The 15,798-nt window shown below is 61.4% G+C and carries 14 protein-coding genes and 1 pseudogene; 12 read left to right on the top strand and 3 right to left on the bottom strand.

Features of this window, described 5'->3' with window-relative positions:
- Positions 1 to 8 precede the first annotated feature (8 nt).
- Both HWX36_RS34080 and HWX36_RS34075 read right to left on the bottom strand, forming a co-directional pair.
- A complete protein-coding gene (locus HWX36_RS34080; RefSeq protein WP_175958152.1) occupies positions 9 to 1,070 on the bottom strand; it encodes an alkene reductase in 1,062 nt (353 codons plus the stop codon).
- A gap of 82 nt (positions 1,071 to 1,152) precedes the next feature.
- Entirely contained in the window at positions 1,153 to 1,461 is a 309-nt protein-coding gene (locus HWX36_RS34075; protein ID WP_175958151.1) for a helix-turn-helix transcriptional regulator, read from the bottom strand.
- Positions 1,462 to 2,230: 769 nt separating this feature from the next.
- Here HWX36_RS34075 and HWX36_RS34070 point away from each other — a divergent pair.
- The 3 genes from HWX36_RS34070 to HWX36_RS34060 are packed head-to-tail and all read left to right on the top strand — an operon-like array spanning position 2,231 to position 3,879.
- A complete protein-coding gene (locus HWX36_RS34070) occupies positions 2,231 to 2,461 on the top strand; it encodes a hypothetical protein (protein WP_175958150.1) in 231 nt (76 codons plus the stop codon).
- 22 nt (positions 2,462 to 2,483) lie between these two features.
- Positions 2,484 to 3,566, top strand: coding sequence for an IS630 family transposase (locus HWX36_RS34065; protein ID WP_175958149.1), 1,083 nt, complete (start codon positions 2,484 to 2,486; stop codon positions 3,564 to 3,566).
- Between the two features lie 13 nt (positions 3,567 to 3,579).
- The gene (locus tag HWX36_RS34060) at positions 3,580 to 3,879 is read left to right on the top strand and encodes a hypothetical protein (RefSeq protein ID WP_175958148.1); all 300 of its coding nucleotides are present in this window, start codon (positions 3,580 to 3,582) and stop codon (positions 3,877 to 3,879) included.
- Positions 3,880 to 4,376: 497 nt separating this feature from the next.
- Here HWX36_RS34060 and HWX36_RS34055 read toward each other — a convergent pair.
- Positions 4,377 to 4,635, bottom strand: a pseudogene (locus HWX36_RS34055) (IS3 family transposase); the annotation flags it as partial.
- A gap of 601 nt (positions 4,636 to 5,236) precedes the next feature.
- Here HWX36_RS34055 and HWX36_RS34050 point away from each other — a divergent pair.
- The 9 genes from HWX36_RS34050 to vgrG form a co-directional block, all read left to right on the top strand.
- On the top strand, positions 5,237 to 6,133 hold the full coding sequence (locus tag HWX36_RS34050) for a type VI secretion system ImpA family N-terminal domain-containing protein (protein WP_175958147.1): 897 nt from the start codon (positions 5,237 to 5,239) through the stop codon (positions 6,131 to 6,133).
- Positions 6,134 to 6,155: 22 nt separating this feature from the next.
- The gene (tssB, locus tag HWX36_RS34045) at positions 6,156 to 6,707 is read left to right on the top strand and encodes a type VI secretion system contractile sheath small subunit (RefSeq protein ID WP_175958146.1); all 552 of its coding nucleotides are present in this window, start codon (positions 6,156 to 6,158) and stop codon (positions 6,705 to 6,707) included.
- Positions 6,704 to 8,212 carry a type VI secretion system contractile sheath large subunit gene (tssC, locus tag HWX36_RS34040; RefSeq protein ID WP_175958145.1) on the top strand — a complete coding sequence of 503 codons (1,509 nt, stop codon included), beginning with the start codon at positions 6,704 to 6,706 and terminating at the stop codon, positions 8,210 to 8,212. Before tssB ends, tssC begins: the two co-directional genes overlap by 4 nt.
- 150 nt (positions 8,213 to 8,362) lie before the next feature.
- On the top strand, positions 8,363 to 8,890 hold the full coding sequence (locus HWX36_RS34035; protein ID WP_175958144.1) for a type VI secretion system tube protein Hcp: 528 nt from the start codon (positions 8,363 to 8,365) through the stop codon (positions 8,888 to 8,890).
- Between the two features lie 74 nt (positions 8,891 to 8,964).
- Positions 8,965 to 9,393, top strand: coding sequence for a GPW/gp25 family protein (locus HWX36_RS34030; RefSeq protein WP_175958143.1), 429 nt, complete (start codon positions 8,965 to 8,967; stop codon positions 9,391 to 9,393).
- Between the two features lie 16 nt (positions 9,394 to 9,409).
- Entirely contained in the window at positions 9,410 to 11,272 is a 1,863-nt protein-coding gene (gene tssF / locus HWX36_RS34025) for a type VI secretion system baseplate subunit TssF (RefSeq protein ID WP_175958142.1), read from the top strand.
- A complete protein-coding gene (gene tssG / locus HWX36_RS34020; RefSeq protein WP_175958141.1) occupies positions 11,269 to 12,222 on the top strand; it encodes a type VI secretion system baseplate subunit TssG in 954 nt (317 codons plus the stop codon). Before tssF ends, tssG begins: the two co-directional genes overlap by 4 nt.
- Positions 12,223 to 12,224: 2 nt before the next feature.
- Positions 12,225 to 14,921 (top strand): type VI secretion system ATPase TssH, encoded by a 2,697-nt coding sequence (tssH, locus tag HWX36_RS34015; protein WP_175958140.1) that lies wholly within the window; start codon positions 12,225 to 12,227, stop codon positions 14,919 to 14,921.
- A partial coding sequence (vgrG, locus tag HWX36_RS34010; RefSeq protein ID WP_175958139.1) for a type VI secretion system tip protein VgrG occupies positions 14,912 to 15,798 on the top strand: 887 nt, incomplete at its 3' end. The genes tssH and vgrG, both read left to right, overlap by 10 nt.

Raw genomic sequence — 15,798 nt, 5'->3', positions numbered from 1 at the left:
CCGGGCCGTCAGGCCGCGTCGCTCAGCGCCGGGTAATCGGTATAGCCCGTTTCGCCTTCCGCGTAGAACGTTTCCGGCACCGGCGCGTTGAGCGGCGCACCGAGTTCGAGGCGGCGCGGCAGGTCGGGGTTCGCGATGAACAGCTTGCCCCACGCGATCGCGTCGGCGCTGCCGCTTGCAAGCGCGGCCTGTGCGGTGTCGAGCGTGAATTGCTCGTTCGCGATCAGCGGGCCGCCGAACGCTTCCTTCAGGCGTGGGCTCAGGTGGTCGCCCGAATACGACTCGCGCGTGAAGATGAACGCGATCTTGCGGCGGCCGAGTTCGCGTGCGACATAGCCGAACGTGGCCGCCGGATCGGAATCGCCCATCGTGTGCGCGTCGCCGCGCGGTGCAAGGTGCACGCCGACGCGGCCTGCGCCCCACACGTCGATCGCGGCGTCGACCACCTCGAGCAGCAGGCGTGCGCGGTTCTCGACCGGGCCGCCGTACGCATCGGTGCGGCGATTGGTGCTGTCCTGCAGGAACTGGTCGAGCAGGTAGCCGTTCGCGCCATGGATCTCGACACCGTCGAAGCCGGCGGCCTTCGCGTTCTCCGCACCCTTGCGGTACGCGGCGACGATGCCCGGGATTTCGTCGAGTTCGAGTGCGCGCGGCGTCACGTACGGGCGTTGCGGACGCACGAGGCTCACGTGGCCGCCCGCGGCGATCGCGCTCGGCGCGACCGGCAGGTCGCCGTTCAGGAACATCGGGTCGGAGATCCGGCCGACGTGCCAGAGCTGCAGCACGATGCGCCCACCGGCCGCATGCACGGCCTGCGTCACCCGTTTCCACCCTTCGACCTGCTCGTCGGACCAGATGCCGGGGGTGTCCGCGTAGCCGACGCCCTGCGGCGTGACCGACGTTGCCTCGGTAATGATCAGGCCGGCCGTTGCGCGCTCGGCGTAGTAGCGGGCCATCAGCGCGTTCGGCACGCGCGTCGCACCGGCACGGGAGCGGGTGAGCGGCGCCATCACGATGCGGTTCGGCAGGGTCAGGTCGCCGAGAGTGACGGGATCGAACAGGGTGGGCATGGCAAATAACCTCTTCACGAAAGGCGGGCGCGCCGTCGCGTCATGCGCAACGCGGGCCCGCGTGGCCGATACGGCCGGTTGGCTAGAGATCGCGGCGCAAAGCGTCGTGAAATGCGTCGATGACGGCCTCGTTGCGCCGGAAGAACACCCACTGGCCGATCCGCGTCGACGTCACGAGCCCCGCACGCTGCAGCGTCGCGAGGTGCGCGGAAACGGTCGACTGCGACAGCCCGCAGCGCGCGTCGATCTGGCCCGCGCAGACGCCGTGCTCGTACGGCAGCGTCTGCGCCGGAAAATGCTCGGCCGGCGTTTTCAGCCAGACGAGGATTTCCCGACGCACGGGGTTCGAGAGCGCTTTCAGGATCGCGTCGATGTCGATTTCGGTCGGCATGGATGGAGCAGATGTTCAGGTCGGGCAGACGGGTATCGTCGATGGGCGAATCATATATCGGAACTTGACGATATGTTTGAAAGCACTGCTGGCTATGGGGTTGATAGCTCTGGATAACTTGAAAAGCGCGCTTGCGGAACCCGGATCGAGCGGCCGTCCGTGGGTGTGCTCCGCCGGCAGGCGGGGCGCACGAGACTCAAAGCACACCGTGACGGTGCAGCAGCTCGACAACCTGCCTGGCGAGGCAGCAGAACGTCAGGAGCGGATTGACGGTCGTCCGCAGCACGCGCACGCAGCGACGAAAGTAGGCCATGATAGGATCCTTTCAGGATGGAGAACGGACTCCTGAAGGCGTTCAAAAGCTGGCTGAGTTGGCGTGCAGTCCGGCCTCGCGCGGATGAGGGGAGGGGCGTTGATCGGGATGGGCGACCGCCGGTCGCATGACGGCTGGCGGGTCGGGTGCGTTCCACGGCACAATCGAGGCCGAGCGGGATTTCTTGAGGATCCAATGGCGACTTTTGTTCGTGGCTGGTTGATCCGGCAAAACGACGAGATGGGAAAGCGCACGGCGCCGGGCTGCCTGTTCCGGTTCGGCCGGGTAGCGATGGGCGGGCGATCAACCGCTGATGGGCGCCGCGTTATCCGATGTCGCCAACGCTGCAGCGCGATCTTTCGAGCCACAGTCGTCGCCAAGAACCCCGATCACCAGATTCCCTCGTGACGGAAGAGAACCAGCTTTCGGCAATACGAATGTGCCATTGGAGAACGCATGTTGCCGTCCCTTGATGACCGGTTCGTTGAGGGCCGGCGCACGAAGCCTCGCATCGTGGTATTGGAGGTGCGCGACACGAAAAGAGTGGATGGCCGTGTCATCGCACGGATCATGGTTGAGCGTGACGAACAGATCGAGTGGGCCGATGACGGTTCGATCTGGAAGGCACGGATCAGCTTGTCCTACCGGCTCCTAGTACAACATCCCGTAATTATGTTTAATAAATAGTTGCCTCAGTTATCATTGCAGGATGAGCCGAGGCCGCCATGCGACGCCAGTGAAACTGGCAAATAAAGAACGACAGGAACTGCTCTCGCTGATCGAGCGAAAGACGGCTGCGCAGCGAGAAGTGATGCGGGCGCGCATCGCGTTATGGGCCCACGAGGGCCACTCCAATACGGTGATTGCGCGGGAACTTGGGGTATTCGTACAAACGGTCTGCCTGTGGCGAAAGCGCATTGCGCGGCAAGGTGTCCAAGGCATTCGCGAGGGCGAGCGCAGTGGCCGTCCGCCACGCATTACGCACGAAGCGCGACTGCAATTGATTGCGCTGGCGTGTGAAGCGCAGGACCCTGAGGGACGAGTCACGCCAACGCTCGACGAGATTGCGACGCGCGCCGTGGAGCGCGGCGTCGTCGAGCAGATCAGCCGTAGCCACGTGCAGCGTATTCTGCAGGCTGGCGACGTACGCCCGCACCGAGTCCAGCAATGGCTGCACAGTCCAGACCCGGCCTTTCGCGAGAAGGTCAATGGGATTTGCAAGCTGTCCCGGATGGCGCCGCGAAACGCGGTAGTGCTCAGTATCGACGAGAAGACCTGTATTCAGGCCATCGAGCGCAAACACCCGGGACGCTCACCCGCGCAAGGACGGCTGCGTCGTCGTGAATTCGAATATATCCGTCACGGCACCCAGGCGTTGATTGCCGCGCTCGATGTGCATTCCGGGATGGTGCTTGCCGAGTGCCGCGATCGGCGCACTCAGGACGATCTGGTCGCCTTCATAGAGCGCGTGGCAGTCGCGTACCCGCGCAAACAAGTGCACGTGGTTTGGGATAACCTGAACACGCATCGCACCCAGGTCGTCTGGCAGGAGTTCAATGCACGGCATGGCAAGCGGTTCCATTTCCACTTCACGCCATTGCACGCGAGTTGGGTCAATCAGATCGAACTCTGGTTTGCGTGCTACACGCGCCGAGTGTTGCGCCACGCCAGTCACACCAGCACTGCGCACCTGCGTGAGCGGACCGAGCGGTTCGTCAGCGAGCACAATCAGGTCGCACGCCCCTTCAAATGGAGTTTCCGGGGCTATCCGCTACAAGGCGGCGCATCGTAACTGAGGGACCGACATGCCAGCTTTACCCGCCAAACACTACGCCGCTGAGCTGCAGCGGCAACTGCGCAGTCTGCTCGGCCATGAGCAGATCATCACGCAAGCCTACGGCCGTCATCTGCTGATCAAGCGTCTGGACGACGAGGAACCCACCGTGGTGGCCCGGCTGACCGAACTCGGCCGCAATCGTTATGGCGCCGCCTTTCGAAGCCATAGCGGACGTTGGGAACCTCTCCCAGGCATCGGTACGCTCGACGAAATGGCCGAGGTGGTTGTCATGCTGCTGCAGCCTTACTTACAGCCCGACAATTATTAAATCTATTTGCGGGATGTTGCACTAGTGAACCGAAGTAATCGGCACGCAAGTCTTCTGGTACTTCGATGCCCTTCCGCTGACGCCAGGCCTCGACAATGGCAGGAAACTGGAAATAAGGCCACGTGGCGCTCGTTGGTGCTCCTGACAAAACACGTATCACATGAGGGACAGCCGCGAACGAAGCAGAGAAAACATCGTTCTGATGCGCCAATGAACTCCAGAGTGAGAACCACGGCTCCTCGTCATACTCCAACCCCGGTGGCAGTGCCTCCAGCCTTTCTAAAAGCGCCGGAATGTCCTCAGCCTTTCCATACGCATGTTCAAGCTCTGCCCAGCGAGGGCTATCAAGCGAGAGACATCGAAAAGAAGGAACGCTGGTCACTGTTATCACAGTTGCATATCCTGTTATTGCGGCACCAAAGGATACTCCAGGTTTTGTGTCTGCTCGCGTTCAAGCCATTCCTTACGCTTTGCCCGAGATTGTCAACAGACCCTAGCTGCTTCGGCTGTCGGCGCCGTGCAGACTTGTTTCGACGAGGTCGCTTATGGCGCAATGAAAGGCCCAGTTCGCGATACACGCGTTCGACGCGTTTATGGTTGTCTCGCCAGCCTTCCCGACGAAGCATCACGTACACGCGGGGCGCGCCGTAATGTGTGTGATTCCGTGATTTCCTTGATGCGCATCTCCAGCGCGCCTTGATCCCGCGCGACCGACTCGTAACGGTAGACCGTGGGGGACAACTGCACTTTAGCGCATAGGTGATCTGTTCCTCGGTGAACTTGCTCTTCTTCACGGCATGTGACCTCCTGGTCTTGATGACAACGTCATGCCGGAATTTTCCACTTCAAAGTGGAACAGTTTTATGGGCTAGGGTCAGGTGTATGCCGCGAATTCCCGCTCAGCTTTGAATGCCTTCGCGTCTCCCATTGTCGCGGTGGTTGTGAGCAGGCAATGCCTGGACGATGTAATTTTACATTCCTTAAAGATTTTGTGATAAAAATTTTGTTTGTGGTTTTTTCGATCAAATACTCTTGGGGAACGTTGTCGATAAACTCGTACTGAACATGCCTCACCACTGCTGGCAGTATTAATAAATCGGTTTTTCGTGGTGATTTTAATTCTAATGATTTTAATTGTATTGTGCTAAGTTTGGAATTTCGAAAATAATAAAATTTTGAAATTGCCGCTATGTGTACCTCTGGCTGTTTGCAAGTTGATTTGCTTGAAAGGAATTTCAACTTGCGAAATGCGTCGCGCGATCGGGTAGGATAAATTGAGTAAATCGTATCGAAATATTTGGAGTGAATCTTTCGGTGCTTCGATTGCGGCATCCGAACTCGATTGGGCCTGCAATAAATGAGTATCTCTGAGGGGATGAGTTTAATCGAGCTGGACGACGATTTCATTTTTGTCGATTCGATGGTGCATGAACTCGACTCGTATGGAGAGTCTTCCAATGACGGTGGGGGGCGCGAGTCTGGTTGGGCGGCGATTGAGAAGGCATGCATTCGACTTCTGGACAAAGAAGGTGATGTAAGGGTTGCGATCTGGTATATCAGGACTGGTTTGGAGCGCAAGGAATTTCGCACCTTTCGTTTGGGGATGGCGGTCTTGTCGAGGATTTTGGTAGATTTCCAACGAAAAATCCAGACGTCAAGCCATTCCAACGAACTTGAGTTGGAGATTTACTTGGCTCAGGTGGCGTGGCTTTCTACTCCTCAGTTTACGCGCAAGCTGAGCTTCCTGAATTTTCCCGAGATCGGTGCATCGATTTCCGATGTTCGTCAAAAAAAATTCGAACCATTTGTGTCAGGTGAAGCGATAGGGAAGTTGTGTGGTGAAATAGAAGAGGTTATAGGATTTTTCGAAGAAACGAATGGTTGGGCTGAGAGTAATTTTGCTCGCGGAATAGATTTTGTTGATTCAATTGCATTGCTTTCCGATGTTGTTGGGGTGTTGCGAGGAGCCGCTGGAAAAAATGCCAATGAGGATTTAAATATTGTCGCGCATGACATGGAGGGAATTCGGCGTGGAAATTTCTCATCGATACTGAGCCGCGCTGATGTTGATGTCGCTATTGATGAAATAATAAAATATTTTCATGTTCATGAGCCAAGTCATCCCGCACCAATTTTATTAATGCGCGTAAAGAAGATAGTCGGCGCCGATTTTTCTGAGTTGATGCAGGAGCTTTATGCGGAAGGTGTGACTCTTGTGGCGCAACTAGGCCGACCTGGCGGCGCCGGTAAATAGTTCTGGGTTTTGGGGATATTGCATGGCACGTCAGAAAGATGGGCAGAAGTTCATTGGTGAGAGTCGCGCCCCCCGGGTGCAGATCGAATACGACGTCGAGATCTACGGGTCACAGAAAAAGGTTGAATTGCCGTTTGTGGCAGGCGTGATGGCGGATTTGTCCGGCGACAACGTAGAGCCGCTGGGTCCCGTCGAGGATCGCCGGTTCTCTGAAATCGACATTGAGAATTTCGACGAACGCATGGCCCAGATCGCGCCTTCGCTGAGTTATCACGTCGAGAACGTGCTGACCAACGACGGGACGCTGATCCCGATCGACCTGGCCTTCATGTCAATGGATTCGTTTGAGCCGGCCGAAGTCGTGAAGCGCATTCCGGAGTTGTCGACGCTGCTTGAGGCGCGCAATCGCTTGAAGGAACTGCTGACCTACATGGACGGGAAAGTAGCGGCCGAGGATTTGATCCACGAACTGCTCAAGAACCCGGAATGGGCGGAGGAACAACCCTCCGTTTCCGCGCAACCACCCGCCGGTGCGCCGTCTGGCGATTCGGCGCCGAGCCAGGAGGCGAAATGAGCATGCTCAGCCAGCTTGAGCCGTCGGCCGAACGCGTCGTCGAAGAGCCGGTCGACGATGACTTGAAGGATATTCTCCGCCGGTCGTTTCGGCCCCGGACAAATGAAGCCGCCGAGGCGGTCCAAAGCGCCGTCGAAACGCTGTTGGCGTACGCGCGCCGCAGCAGAGTCGTGGTAAGGGAGGACGTCGCACAGACGATCGAGCAATTGGTCGCTGAACTGGACAAGAAGATCTCTGACCAACTGACCAAGGTGCTGCACAACAAACGTTTCCAGACGCTTGAAGGAGCATGGCGTGGGTTGCACTACCTGGTATCGAATACCGACACCAGTGAGAACCTCAAGATCCGCTACCTGAACATCTCGAAGTCTGACCTTGGCAAGACGCTGCGCCGCTTCAAGGGCGTGGTGTGGGACCAGAGCCCGATCTTCAAGATGGTCTACGAGCAAGAGTACGGGCAGTTCGGTGGCGAGCCGTTCGGCTGTCTCATCGGGGATTACCAGTTCGATCACAGTATGCAGGACGTGTCGATCCTGACCGAGATGTCGAAGATCGCGGCGGCTGCACACGCGCCGTTCATCGCGGCAGCTGCGCCCGGACTGTTGCAGATGGACAGCTGGAGCGAGTTGTCGAACCCCCGTGACGTCTCCAAGATCTTCACATCGAACGAATACGCCTTCTGGCGTCGTCTGAGGGAAAGCAATGATTCGCGCTATCTGGCGCTGACCATGCCGCGCTTTCTGGCGCGCGTGCCTTACGGGCCGACGACGCAACCTGTCGAGGAATTCGGTTTCGAGGAGAAGGTCGATCCGAACAGCTCGGAAGATTTCTGTTGGGCGAATTCTGCCTATGCAATGGGCGCGAACATCACCCGCGCGTTCAAGACTTACGGCTGGTGCACGAAGATTCGCGGCATCGAGTCGGGCGGGGCGGTCGAAGTGCTGCCGAAATATTCACTTCCGTCTCTGTACAGCGAGGTCGAGCTGCATTGCCCGACGGAAATCGCGATCTCGGACCGTCGAGAGCACGAGCTGTCGGAATCCGGCCTGATGCCGCTCGTGTACCGGAAGAATTCCGACACCGCCGCGTTTATCGGCGCGAAGACAGTACATCGTCCGGCGACCTACGAGGACGGTGACGCGACGGCGAACGCCAACCTGTCGTCGCGCTTGCCTTACATCCTCGCCACCTGCCGGTTCGCGCATTATCTGAAATGCATCGTTCGCGACAAGATCGGCTCGTTCAAGTCGCGCGAGGACACTCAGCGCTGGTTGAACGACTGGCTGATGAATTATGTCGACGGAGATCCCTCGATTTCCAGCGAGACCACCAAGTCGCAGCGCCCGTTGTCTGCTGCCGAGGTGGTCGTCGACGAGATTCCGGACAACCCCGGGTACTATCGCGCGCAGTTTTTCCTGCGCCCTCATTTCCAACTGGAGGGATTGACCGTGTCCCTCCGGCTGGTTTCGAAGCTGCCATCTGCCAGGCAGGAATCGGGAAGCTGACCGCCGACAACCGGTCTGGCATCCCGTTCGCGCGACGGACTACGGACTTCGAAATGTCGTGCGACGGCAACGTAGCAGATGCTGTTGCGCGACAAGGATGTATGCACGGTGAGTGAGCTGGATTTCTTATATTGTTTAGGAGTTCATGTAATGGCAAATGCGTTGGTGGATTACTTCCTGCAGATCGACGATGTTGAAGGCGAGTCGACCGATCAGCAGTTTCCGGGCCTGATCCAGATTCAGAGCTGGCAATGGGCGGAACAGAATTCGGGCCGATGGGGCTTCGGCAGCGGCGGCGGCGCGGGCAAGGTTGAGATGAAGGACTTCGAGTTCCGGATGGTATCGAACAAGGCCTCGCCCAAACTGTTCCTGATGTGCGCGACCGGAGACCACATCTCCAAAGCCAAATTGATTTGTCGCAAGTCGGGCAAGGGGCAGCATGAATTCCTCACGATTTCGTTTGCGAGTGGCCTGGTCTCGTCGTTCCGCACGCTCGGCAACATGCCGTTGGCGCAGCTTGGTCACGGTAGCGGAGAGGTCGACAATGTGTTGCCGACGGACGAGATCAAGATCAACTTTGCACAGATCGAGTTCGAGTACCGGGAGCAGCGCAACGACGGCACGATGGGGGCGGTGATCAAGGCTGGCTACGACCTCAAGCAGAACGCGCCGATCTGATCGGGCACGCGTTTTCTTTTCGAGCAAACCGTGGACGTGTTGCGGCCCAGGACGCAACACGCAGGAATACGCATGTGAGCGCGCAATCTCTCTACAACAGGCTTTCGAGGCGGCTCCGGAGCGACTCGCTCCAGGAGGTCGTCGGGCATCACCTGGTTGAATTGATGAACTGCGCATCGCGCGGCGGGCGAGTCAACGTGTCGGACGACAGTCCCGCCGCGTCTTCGGTGCTGAATTACGGCTGCCCGCCGTTGCAGGCCTCGGGTGCCACGCGGATCGATCCGATGCAGGCAGCCTGGCATATCTGCGAAGTGATACGCCGTTTCGAGCCGCGTGTGGAGAGCGCACGGACCCAGGTGCGCCCGAGAGAATGCGATGACCTGCGTGCGCCCCATACGTTGTACTTTGACATCCTGACGATAGCCCGCTACGACGGGGCCGAAATCCGGGTGAGCCTCGCGCTTGACTATCTGAACGGTTTCTTCAGATTGGTCGGTGATTGATGAACGGCGAACGACCATGAGCTTCCTGGACCATTACAACGATGAACTGCGTCAGTTGCGCGACGCGGGCGCGCGTTTTTCGAAGGAGCACCCGCAGGTTGCATCGGCGCTCGGCCTGCATCCGGACGCGGTTACCGATCCATTCGTCGAGCGGTTGCTTGAAGGCGTTGCCTATCTGTCGGCACGGGTGCAGTCACGCCTCGATCGTGAATGCGCGGAGTTCGCGCAGCAGGCACTCGGACGTGTGTGCCCATTGTTTATGGCGGCCACGCCCGCGATTGCGAGTTTTGCGTTTCACCCGGATCTCGCTTCGCCGGAAACCTTCCGGGGCAGCACCCTGCCGCGTGGTTCGTTGGTCTCAGCCCGCTTGCCCGGCCGCAAGCTTCCCGTTACGTTCGCCACGGCTCGAGACGTCACGTTGCTGCCGTTGCGCATCGCGCAGGTCGAATGTAGCCGGAGTCTGAACGGACTGCCGTCGCAGCTCGCACAGCGGCTTGCGTCGTCGCAGGCGGTGCTGCGCTTTCGATTCGAGCTGGAAGGCGTGTCAACGATCGGTGAACTGCGGCGCGACGATGGCGGCTTCGCACCACTGCACCTGAGCCTCGCTGGCGATCTGCCGCGGGCGTACGCGCTGCATCAGGCGCTGCTCGCATCAAGCAACGCCTGGTATGCCACGGTGCCGACCGGGCACGGTGACAAGGTGCTGACGCTACCGGCGTCGGGCGTCCGACTGTCCGGCGTCGACGAAGCGGAAGCGCTGCTGCCGCAGGAGCTTGGAGGATTGCCCGGCTTGCGACTGCTGCGCGAGTACTTCGCGCAGCCAACTCGTCTGCTCGGCCTCTACATGGATGCGCTCGCGCCTGTTGCCGCGGTCGATCCGTCCGCGCGCTCATTCGAATTGTTCTTCGCGCTGCGTCAGATACCAAACGGGCTCATCGGCGAAGTCGACGTGAATCAGTTCCGTCTGTTCGCGACGCCGGCGATCAACCTGTACGAGAAGCGCTTCGACCCGGTACCGTACGACCCGAACCTCACGGAGCAATGGATCCCGGTCGACCGGATGTCGCCGGCCGCGCATCATCTGTGGGAGTTGACGGAAGTGCGTCTGTGCGAAAGCAACGGCAAGTCGCATGCGGCGCGTTCGGTGCTGGCGACGAGCGGCTACGAGGGGCGCGACGAGGCGATTCGCTACAGCTTGCGCAGGGAGAGCGCGCTGTCCGCAGACGGCGCACGGCGCGACCGCTTGGATCCGCTCGAAAGCCACGACCTGATCGCCGTTTCAACGTCCGGCGATACGGTCGAACTTGACGACATCGCGTCGATCTCCGGCAAGGCGCTGGTGGTCGACCGCGACTGGCGGCCATCGTCGCTTCTCGACGCCGAGCTGAGCCTGCTCGATCCCGTCGCCGTGCGGCGTATCGAGTGCCTTTGGCCTGCCAGCACGCCACGCGGCATGCCGACTGCCGACGCGTGCTGGGATGCGACGTCTTACCTCGGCCTGAATCCCCTCGCGTTGCGTGCCGGAAAGGCGCAGAACGTCACCGCGCGCATCGTCGAACAGTTGCTGCTTGCCGCCAATCGCGACGACGCGCTCGATCGGCAAAGGATCGACAGCCTGCGTTCGGTTCATCTCGGCGCAAGGTTCATTGCGGCCGGTCGGTCGACGCCGCTCGCGCTGGTGCGGGCGAGTCGCGTCGAGATCGACATTTCCGCATCGGCACACTCAGACCGCGGCGGCTGGCTGTTCGGTCGCGTGCTGGCGCAAGCCCTCGCCGAGGCGGCGACGCTCAACGACGGCATCGAGGTCGTCGTGCAGCTCGACGGCGAAACGATAAGCACCCACGTGAACACGGCCGCCGGCGAAGGGAGCCTGCTGTGAGACTCGAGCGCATCCGGCGGGTGCTGACGCCACGCCGCACCTTCTTCGAGCTGATGCGCCGCGTCGATATGCTGGAGCGAGAGCGGGGCGGACCGGTGCGGCAAGCGCGGCGCAGCCCGCCGTGGTTGCGCATCGAACAGCCGGCCGAAATGCAGTTTGCGAGCACGGAGGTCTCGACCGTGCGGGTCGAAGCGGGCGACCACCTGCAGGTCGGCGTCGTCCAGCGGCATTTCGGCCTGTTTGCGCCGTATGGTCCACTGCCGCTGCACGTAACCGAGCATGCGATGCAGGAAAAGCGCTTCGAGCGCAACGCGGCGTTTGAGCGCTTCGTCAACGTTGCCTGTGGTGACCTGGCGTGGCTGTATTACATCGCCTGGTCGTCGATGCACCCGGTGCTCGGTTACGAACGCGCGCGTAATCCGTTTGTGGAGCGGGTCACCGCGCTGGCGAATGCCAACGCCCGGCCCGCCGGGGATCGGGACGTGCAGGCCTGCCGGCGTGCCTTTCCGGGCTTGTACTGCGCATCCCGCCGGTCGCTCGCCGACCTGAGGCGGATGATGGCCCGCTACTTTCGCGTGCCGCTCCGAATCGTGCCGCGCTACGGACGCTGGATTCCGGTGCCGCCTGAGTCGAGCGGTAGCCGGCGGCTCGGCACTTGGCGGCTCGGCGCGCGCATCTGGGACGTCCAGCACTCGATGGAAATCGTGATCGGTCCGATAGAGGCCGATGAGTTTCACCGTTGGCAACACCGCTCGGCGGCCGCGATGGCGGTAAGTGCGGTCGCGACGGATTTTGTCGACGGAAGGATTGACCCTGTCATCAAGGTTCAGGTTCGCACGCGTCCTGAATTCGCGGGGAAAGTTGGAAGTATGCGGGTTGGCGTCGATGCGTGGTGTCGGCCGAGTCATGCGCTGCGCACCCTGACTATCTACGAATCTGATCGGGACTAGACGTGAATCGCGAACGTATATTTAACTGCCTCGGCCGCACGACCTATGCGGCTCTTGTCGATGCCACGGCGCTGGGGCGGTCGCGGCGGCACACCTTCATCGACCTGGATCACTGGGCGCTCTGCCTGCTACAGCGTGAGCAGAGTGATTTCGCGAAGCTGTTAGCCGAGTGGGGAAGCGACGTCGACAACGTGAAGCACAGGTTGGAGAAGGCGCTCGATACGTTCGACGTCGGCGGCGAGTCAGTGCGGGACATTTCCGCATCGCTCGAACGCAGCGTCGGTTCGGCGGTGATCTGGAGCCAGGTCGCCGCGCCGTCGGGCAAGGTTCGCTCGGGCCATTTGCTGTTGTCGTGGCTGGACGACGATCTTACGCGCCGCTGGTTCCAGCAGCGGGTTGCGCACGGCATCACGGCGGCCGCGATCGATGAGATCGCAATGCGCTACGAGGCGCTGGCCGCGAGTTGGCCTGAGGCGGTGGAATGTCCTTTACAAGGTGATCGCGACCTGTCCACCGAAGGGCCGGTGCCGGACGACGCGCTCGCGAAATGGGCAACCTGCCTGACTGCCCAGGCTGCGCGTGGCGAGCTGGATCCCGTTGTCGGCCGCGACGACGAACTGCGGACGGTGATCGACGTCCTGTCGAGGCGTCGCCAGAACAACCCGATCCTGGTCGGTGAGGCCGGCGTGGGCAAGACGGCCGTGGTCGAGGCGCTTGCGCAGAAGATCCACGCGGGCGCTGTGCCGCCCGGGCTACTGGGCGCACAGGTATGGGCGTTGGATCTTGCGCGGCTCCAGGCCGGCGCAGGCGTGCGCGGAGAGTTCGAGCAACGCCTGAAGGCCGTGATGGATGCGGTGCTGGCTGCACCGAACCCCGTGATCCTCTTTTGCGACGAAACGCATACACTCATTGGTGCCGGCGGTGCGACCGGCACGGGCGACGCCGCAAACCTCATCAAGCCGATGCTCGCGCGCGGCCAGTTACGCATGGTCGCGGCGACCACCTGGTCCGAATACAAGCAGTACATCGAGCCGGACGCAGCGCTTGTCCGCCGCTTTCAGGCGGTGCCGGTCGAGGAGCCGAGCGACGCAGCAGCTGTCGACATGTTGCGCACGATCGCGCCGCGCTTCGGCGAGCACCATGGGGTACACATCGTCGATGCGGCGCTTTGCAGCGCTGTCGCACTGTCACGTCGCTACCTGCCGGCGCGGCAACTGCCGGACAAGGCGATCAGCCTGCTGGATACGGCGTGCGCGAGGGTGGCAATGAGCCAGAACTGCGCGCCGGCCGCACTGGAGCGGCTCGCGCAGCAGGCATTGGCGATCGGACAAACCCTCAGTTGGCGGGCGAACGACCGCCGGATGGGCGTGCCGACGCCGGGCGACGAAGCCGACCTGGAGACGCAGCGCGATCGTCTTGCGTTGCAGGCGAGTGCACTCGAGCGTGTCGTCGAGACGCAACGAGAGGAAGTGAACGACTGGCTTGCGCGAATGCGAGCGGCGCCAGATTCACCGGCGGACGATAGCGACGCGACGGCATCGGTCACGTGCGTTGACGCCGACCGCTGGGTACGGCCGTGGGTCGACGAGCACGTGATCGCCGAGGTCCTTGCGGAATGGACCGGCGTACCGGTCGCCCAGCTCGCGCAGGACGAAGCGCAGCGGATCGTCGATCTGGAGCGCTCGCTCGGTGCGTGCATTCAAGGGCAGGCGGGCGGTGTGCGCTCGATCGCGCAGGCGCTGCACGTGTCGCACTCCGGTCTTGGCGATCCGCAGAGGCCGCTTGGCGTGATGTTGCTCGCAGGACCGACCGGTACGGGGAAAAGCCAGGCGGCGGTGAAGCTTGCCGAACTTCTGTTCGGCGGCGAGCGCAATCTCGTGCAGTTCAACATGAATGAATTCCAGGAGGCGCATACGGCGTCGACGCTGAAGGGCGCGCCGCCGGGCTACGTCGGCTACGGCAAGGGCGGGCGGCTGACCGAGGCGATTCGCAAGAAGCCATACAGCGTGTTGCTGCTCGATGAGTTCGATCGCGCGCATCCGGACATCCATGAAGTGTTCTATCAGGTGTTCGACCAAGGCTGGATGGAGGACGGAGAGGGGCGGAGGATCAGCTTCCGTAACAGCCTGATCCTGTTGACCACCAATCTAGGCGATGCGGAGATCGAAGCATCGTGCAAGGCCGATCCGCACGTGTCGCAGGCGAAACTCGAGGCGCTGGTGCGCGAGCGGCTACAGGCGCGCTTTTCCCCGGCGTTGCTGGCGCGCATCCAGATCGTCGTGTTCCGGCCGCTCGATCTCGACGCGTTGACGGGCATCGCACATCAGGCGCTGGATGAGTTCGGCGAGCGGCTTGCACAGAACGGACTCGGCTGGCGCGCCGACGACGATGTCGCCGGCTGGATCGCGCGGGCCGTTGCACAGCACCCGGCCAACGGGCGCGCGGTGCGAGACTTGCTGCGACAGCACGTGATGCCCGCCGTGGCGCGTGGCGTACTCGCCGCGCGCGCGGAAGGCCGTGTGCTGCGGACGGTGCGGCTCTCGGCCGCCGACAAGTTGTCGCTCGCGTTCGACGACGAGCCGACTTCGGCCGACGCATGGCCGTCTGGCGACGCTGTCGTGGCCGAAGGCGGGGCGGCATCGCACGAACATGATGCGTCGATCTATACCGGATCAGAGGGAGGGTCGGTGTGCGTCTGATCGAACTGCGCAGTGATGCGCTGGCCCCGAGTGCGGTGGCGCTCGCGTTGACGGTTCAAGAGCACGTCTCGCGGGAGGCGTCCTATCGACTGGACCTGTTGAGCAGCGACCCGGATCTGGACCTGGACGTGTTGCTGGGCACGTCACTGTCGGCTGACATCGATTTGGGCAACGGGGCGGTACGGACCTTCAGCACCTACGTGTTCGGTGGCTACGACACCGGTCAGCTGAGCGGCCAGTACACCTATACGCTGGAACTGGGAAGCTGGCTGTCGTTTCTGGAAGAGAACCAGAACAGCCGGATCTTCCAGAACCTGACGGTGCCGCAGATCGTTGAGCAGGTGTTTCAGGGACATGGGCGCACCGACTACCGCCTCGAGCTGGAAGGCGCGTATGACGTGCGCGAGTACTGCGTGCAATTCCAGGAAACCGACCTGAACTTCGTCAAGCGGCTGCTGGAAGACGAAGGGATCTACTTCTGGGTCGAGCACGAGACGGACCGTCACGTGGTGGTGGTGTCCGACACGCAGCGTTTTTCCGACCAGCCGTCGCCGTACGGGCAGCTTCAGTACTTGCCGGACGGCGAGGAAGCGCGAGCTATCCAGGGCCGGGAAGGGGTACAGCGGCTGCAGCAGATACGACGTGTGCGGCCGAACAACGTCGCGTTGCGCGACTTCAACTACCTGACGCCATCGAATCGTCTGGACAGTGATGCGCAGATGCAGCCTGAGCCGGCGCTGTCGGGTGTTCAACTGGAGTACTACGACTATGCGGCGGGCTACCAGGACGAGCAGACGGGGGAGCGTCTTGCGCGCTTGAGGCTGGAGGCGTTCCAGGCGGAAGCGCATGTGCTGGTGGGTGAGGCCAACGCGCGCGG

Source organism: Burkholderia sp. BCC0405 (assembly GCF_902833075.1).
Lineage (GTDB): Bacteria > Pseudomonadota > Gammaproteobacteria > Burkholderiales > Burkholderiaceae > Burkholderia.
This window is presented reverse-complemented; position numbering and strand designations above follow the sequence as displayed.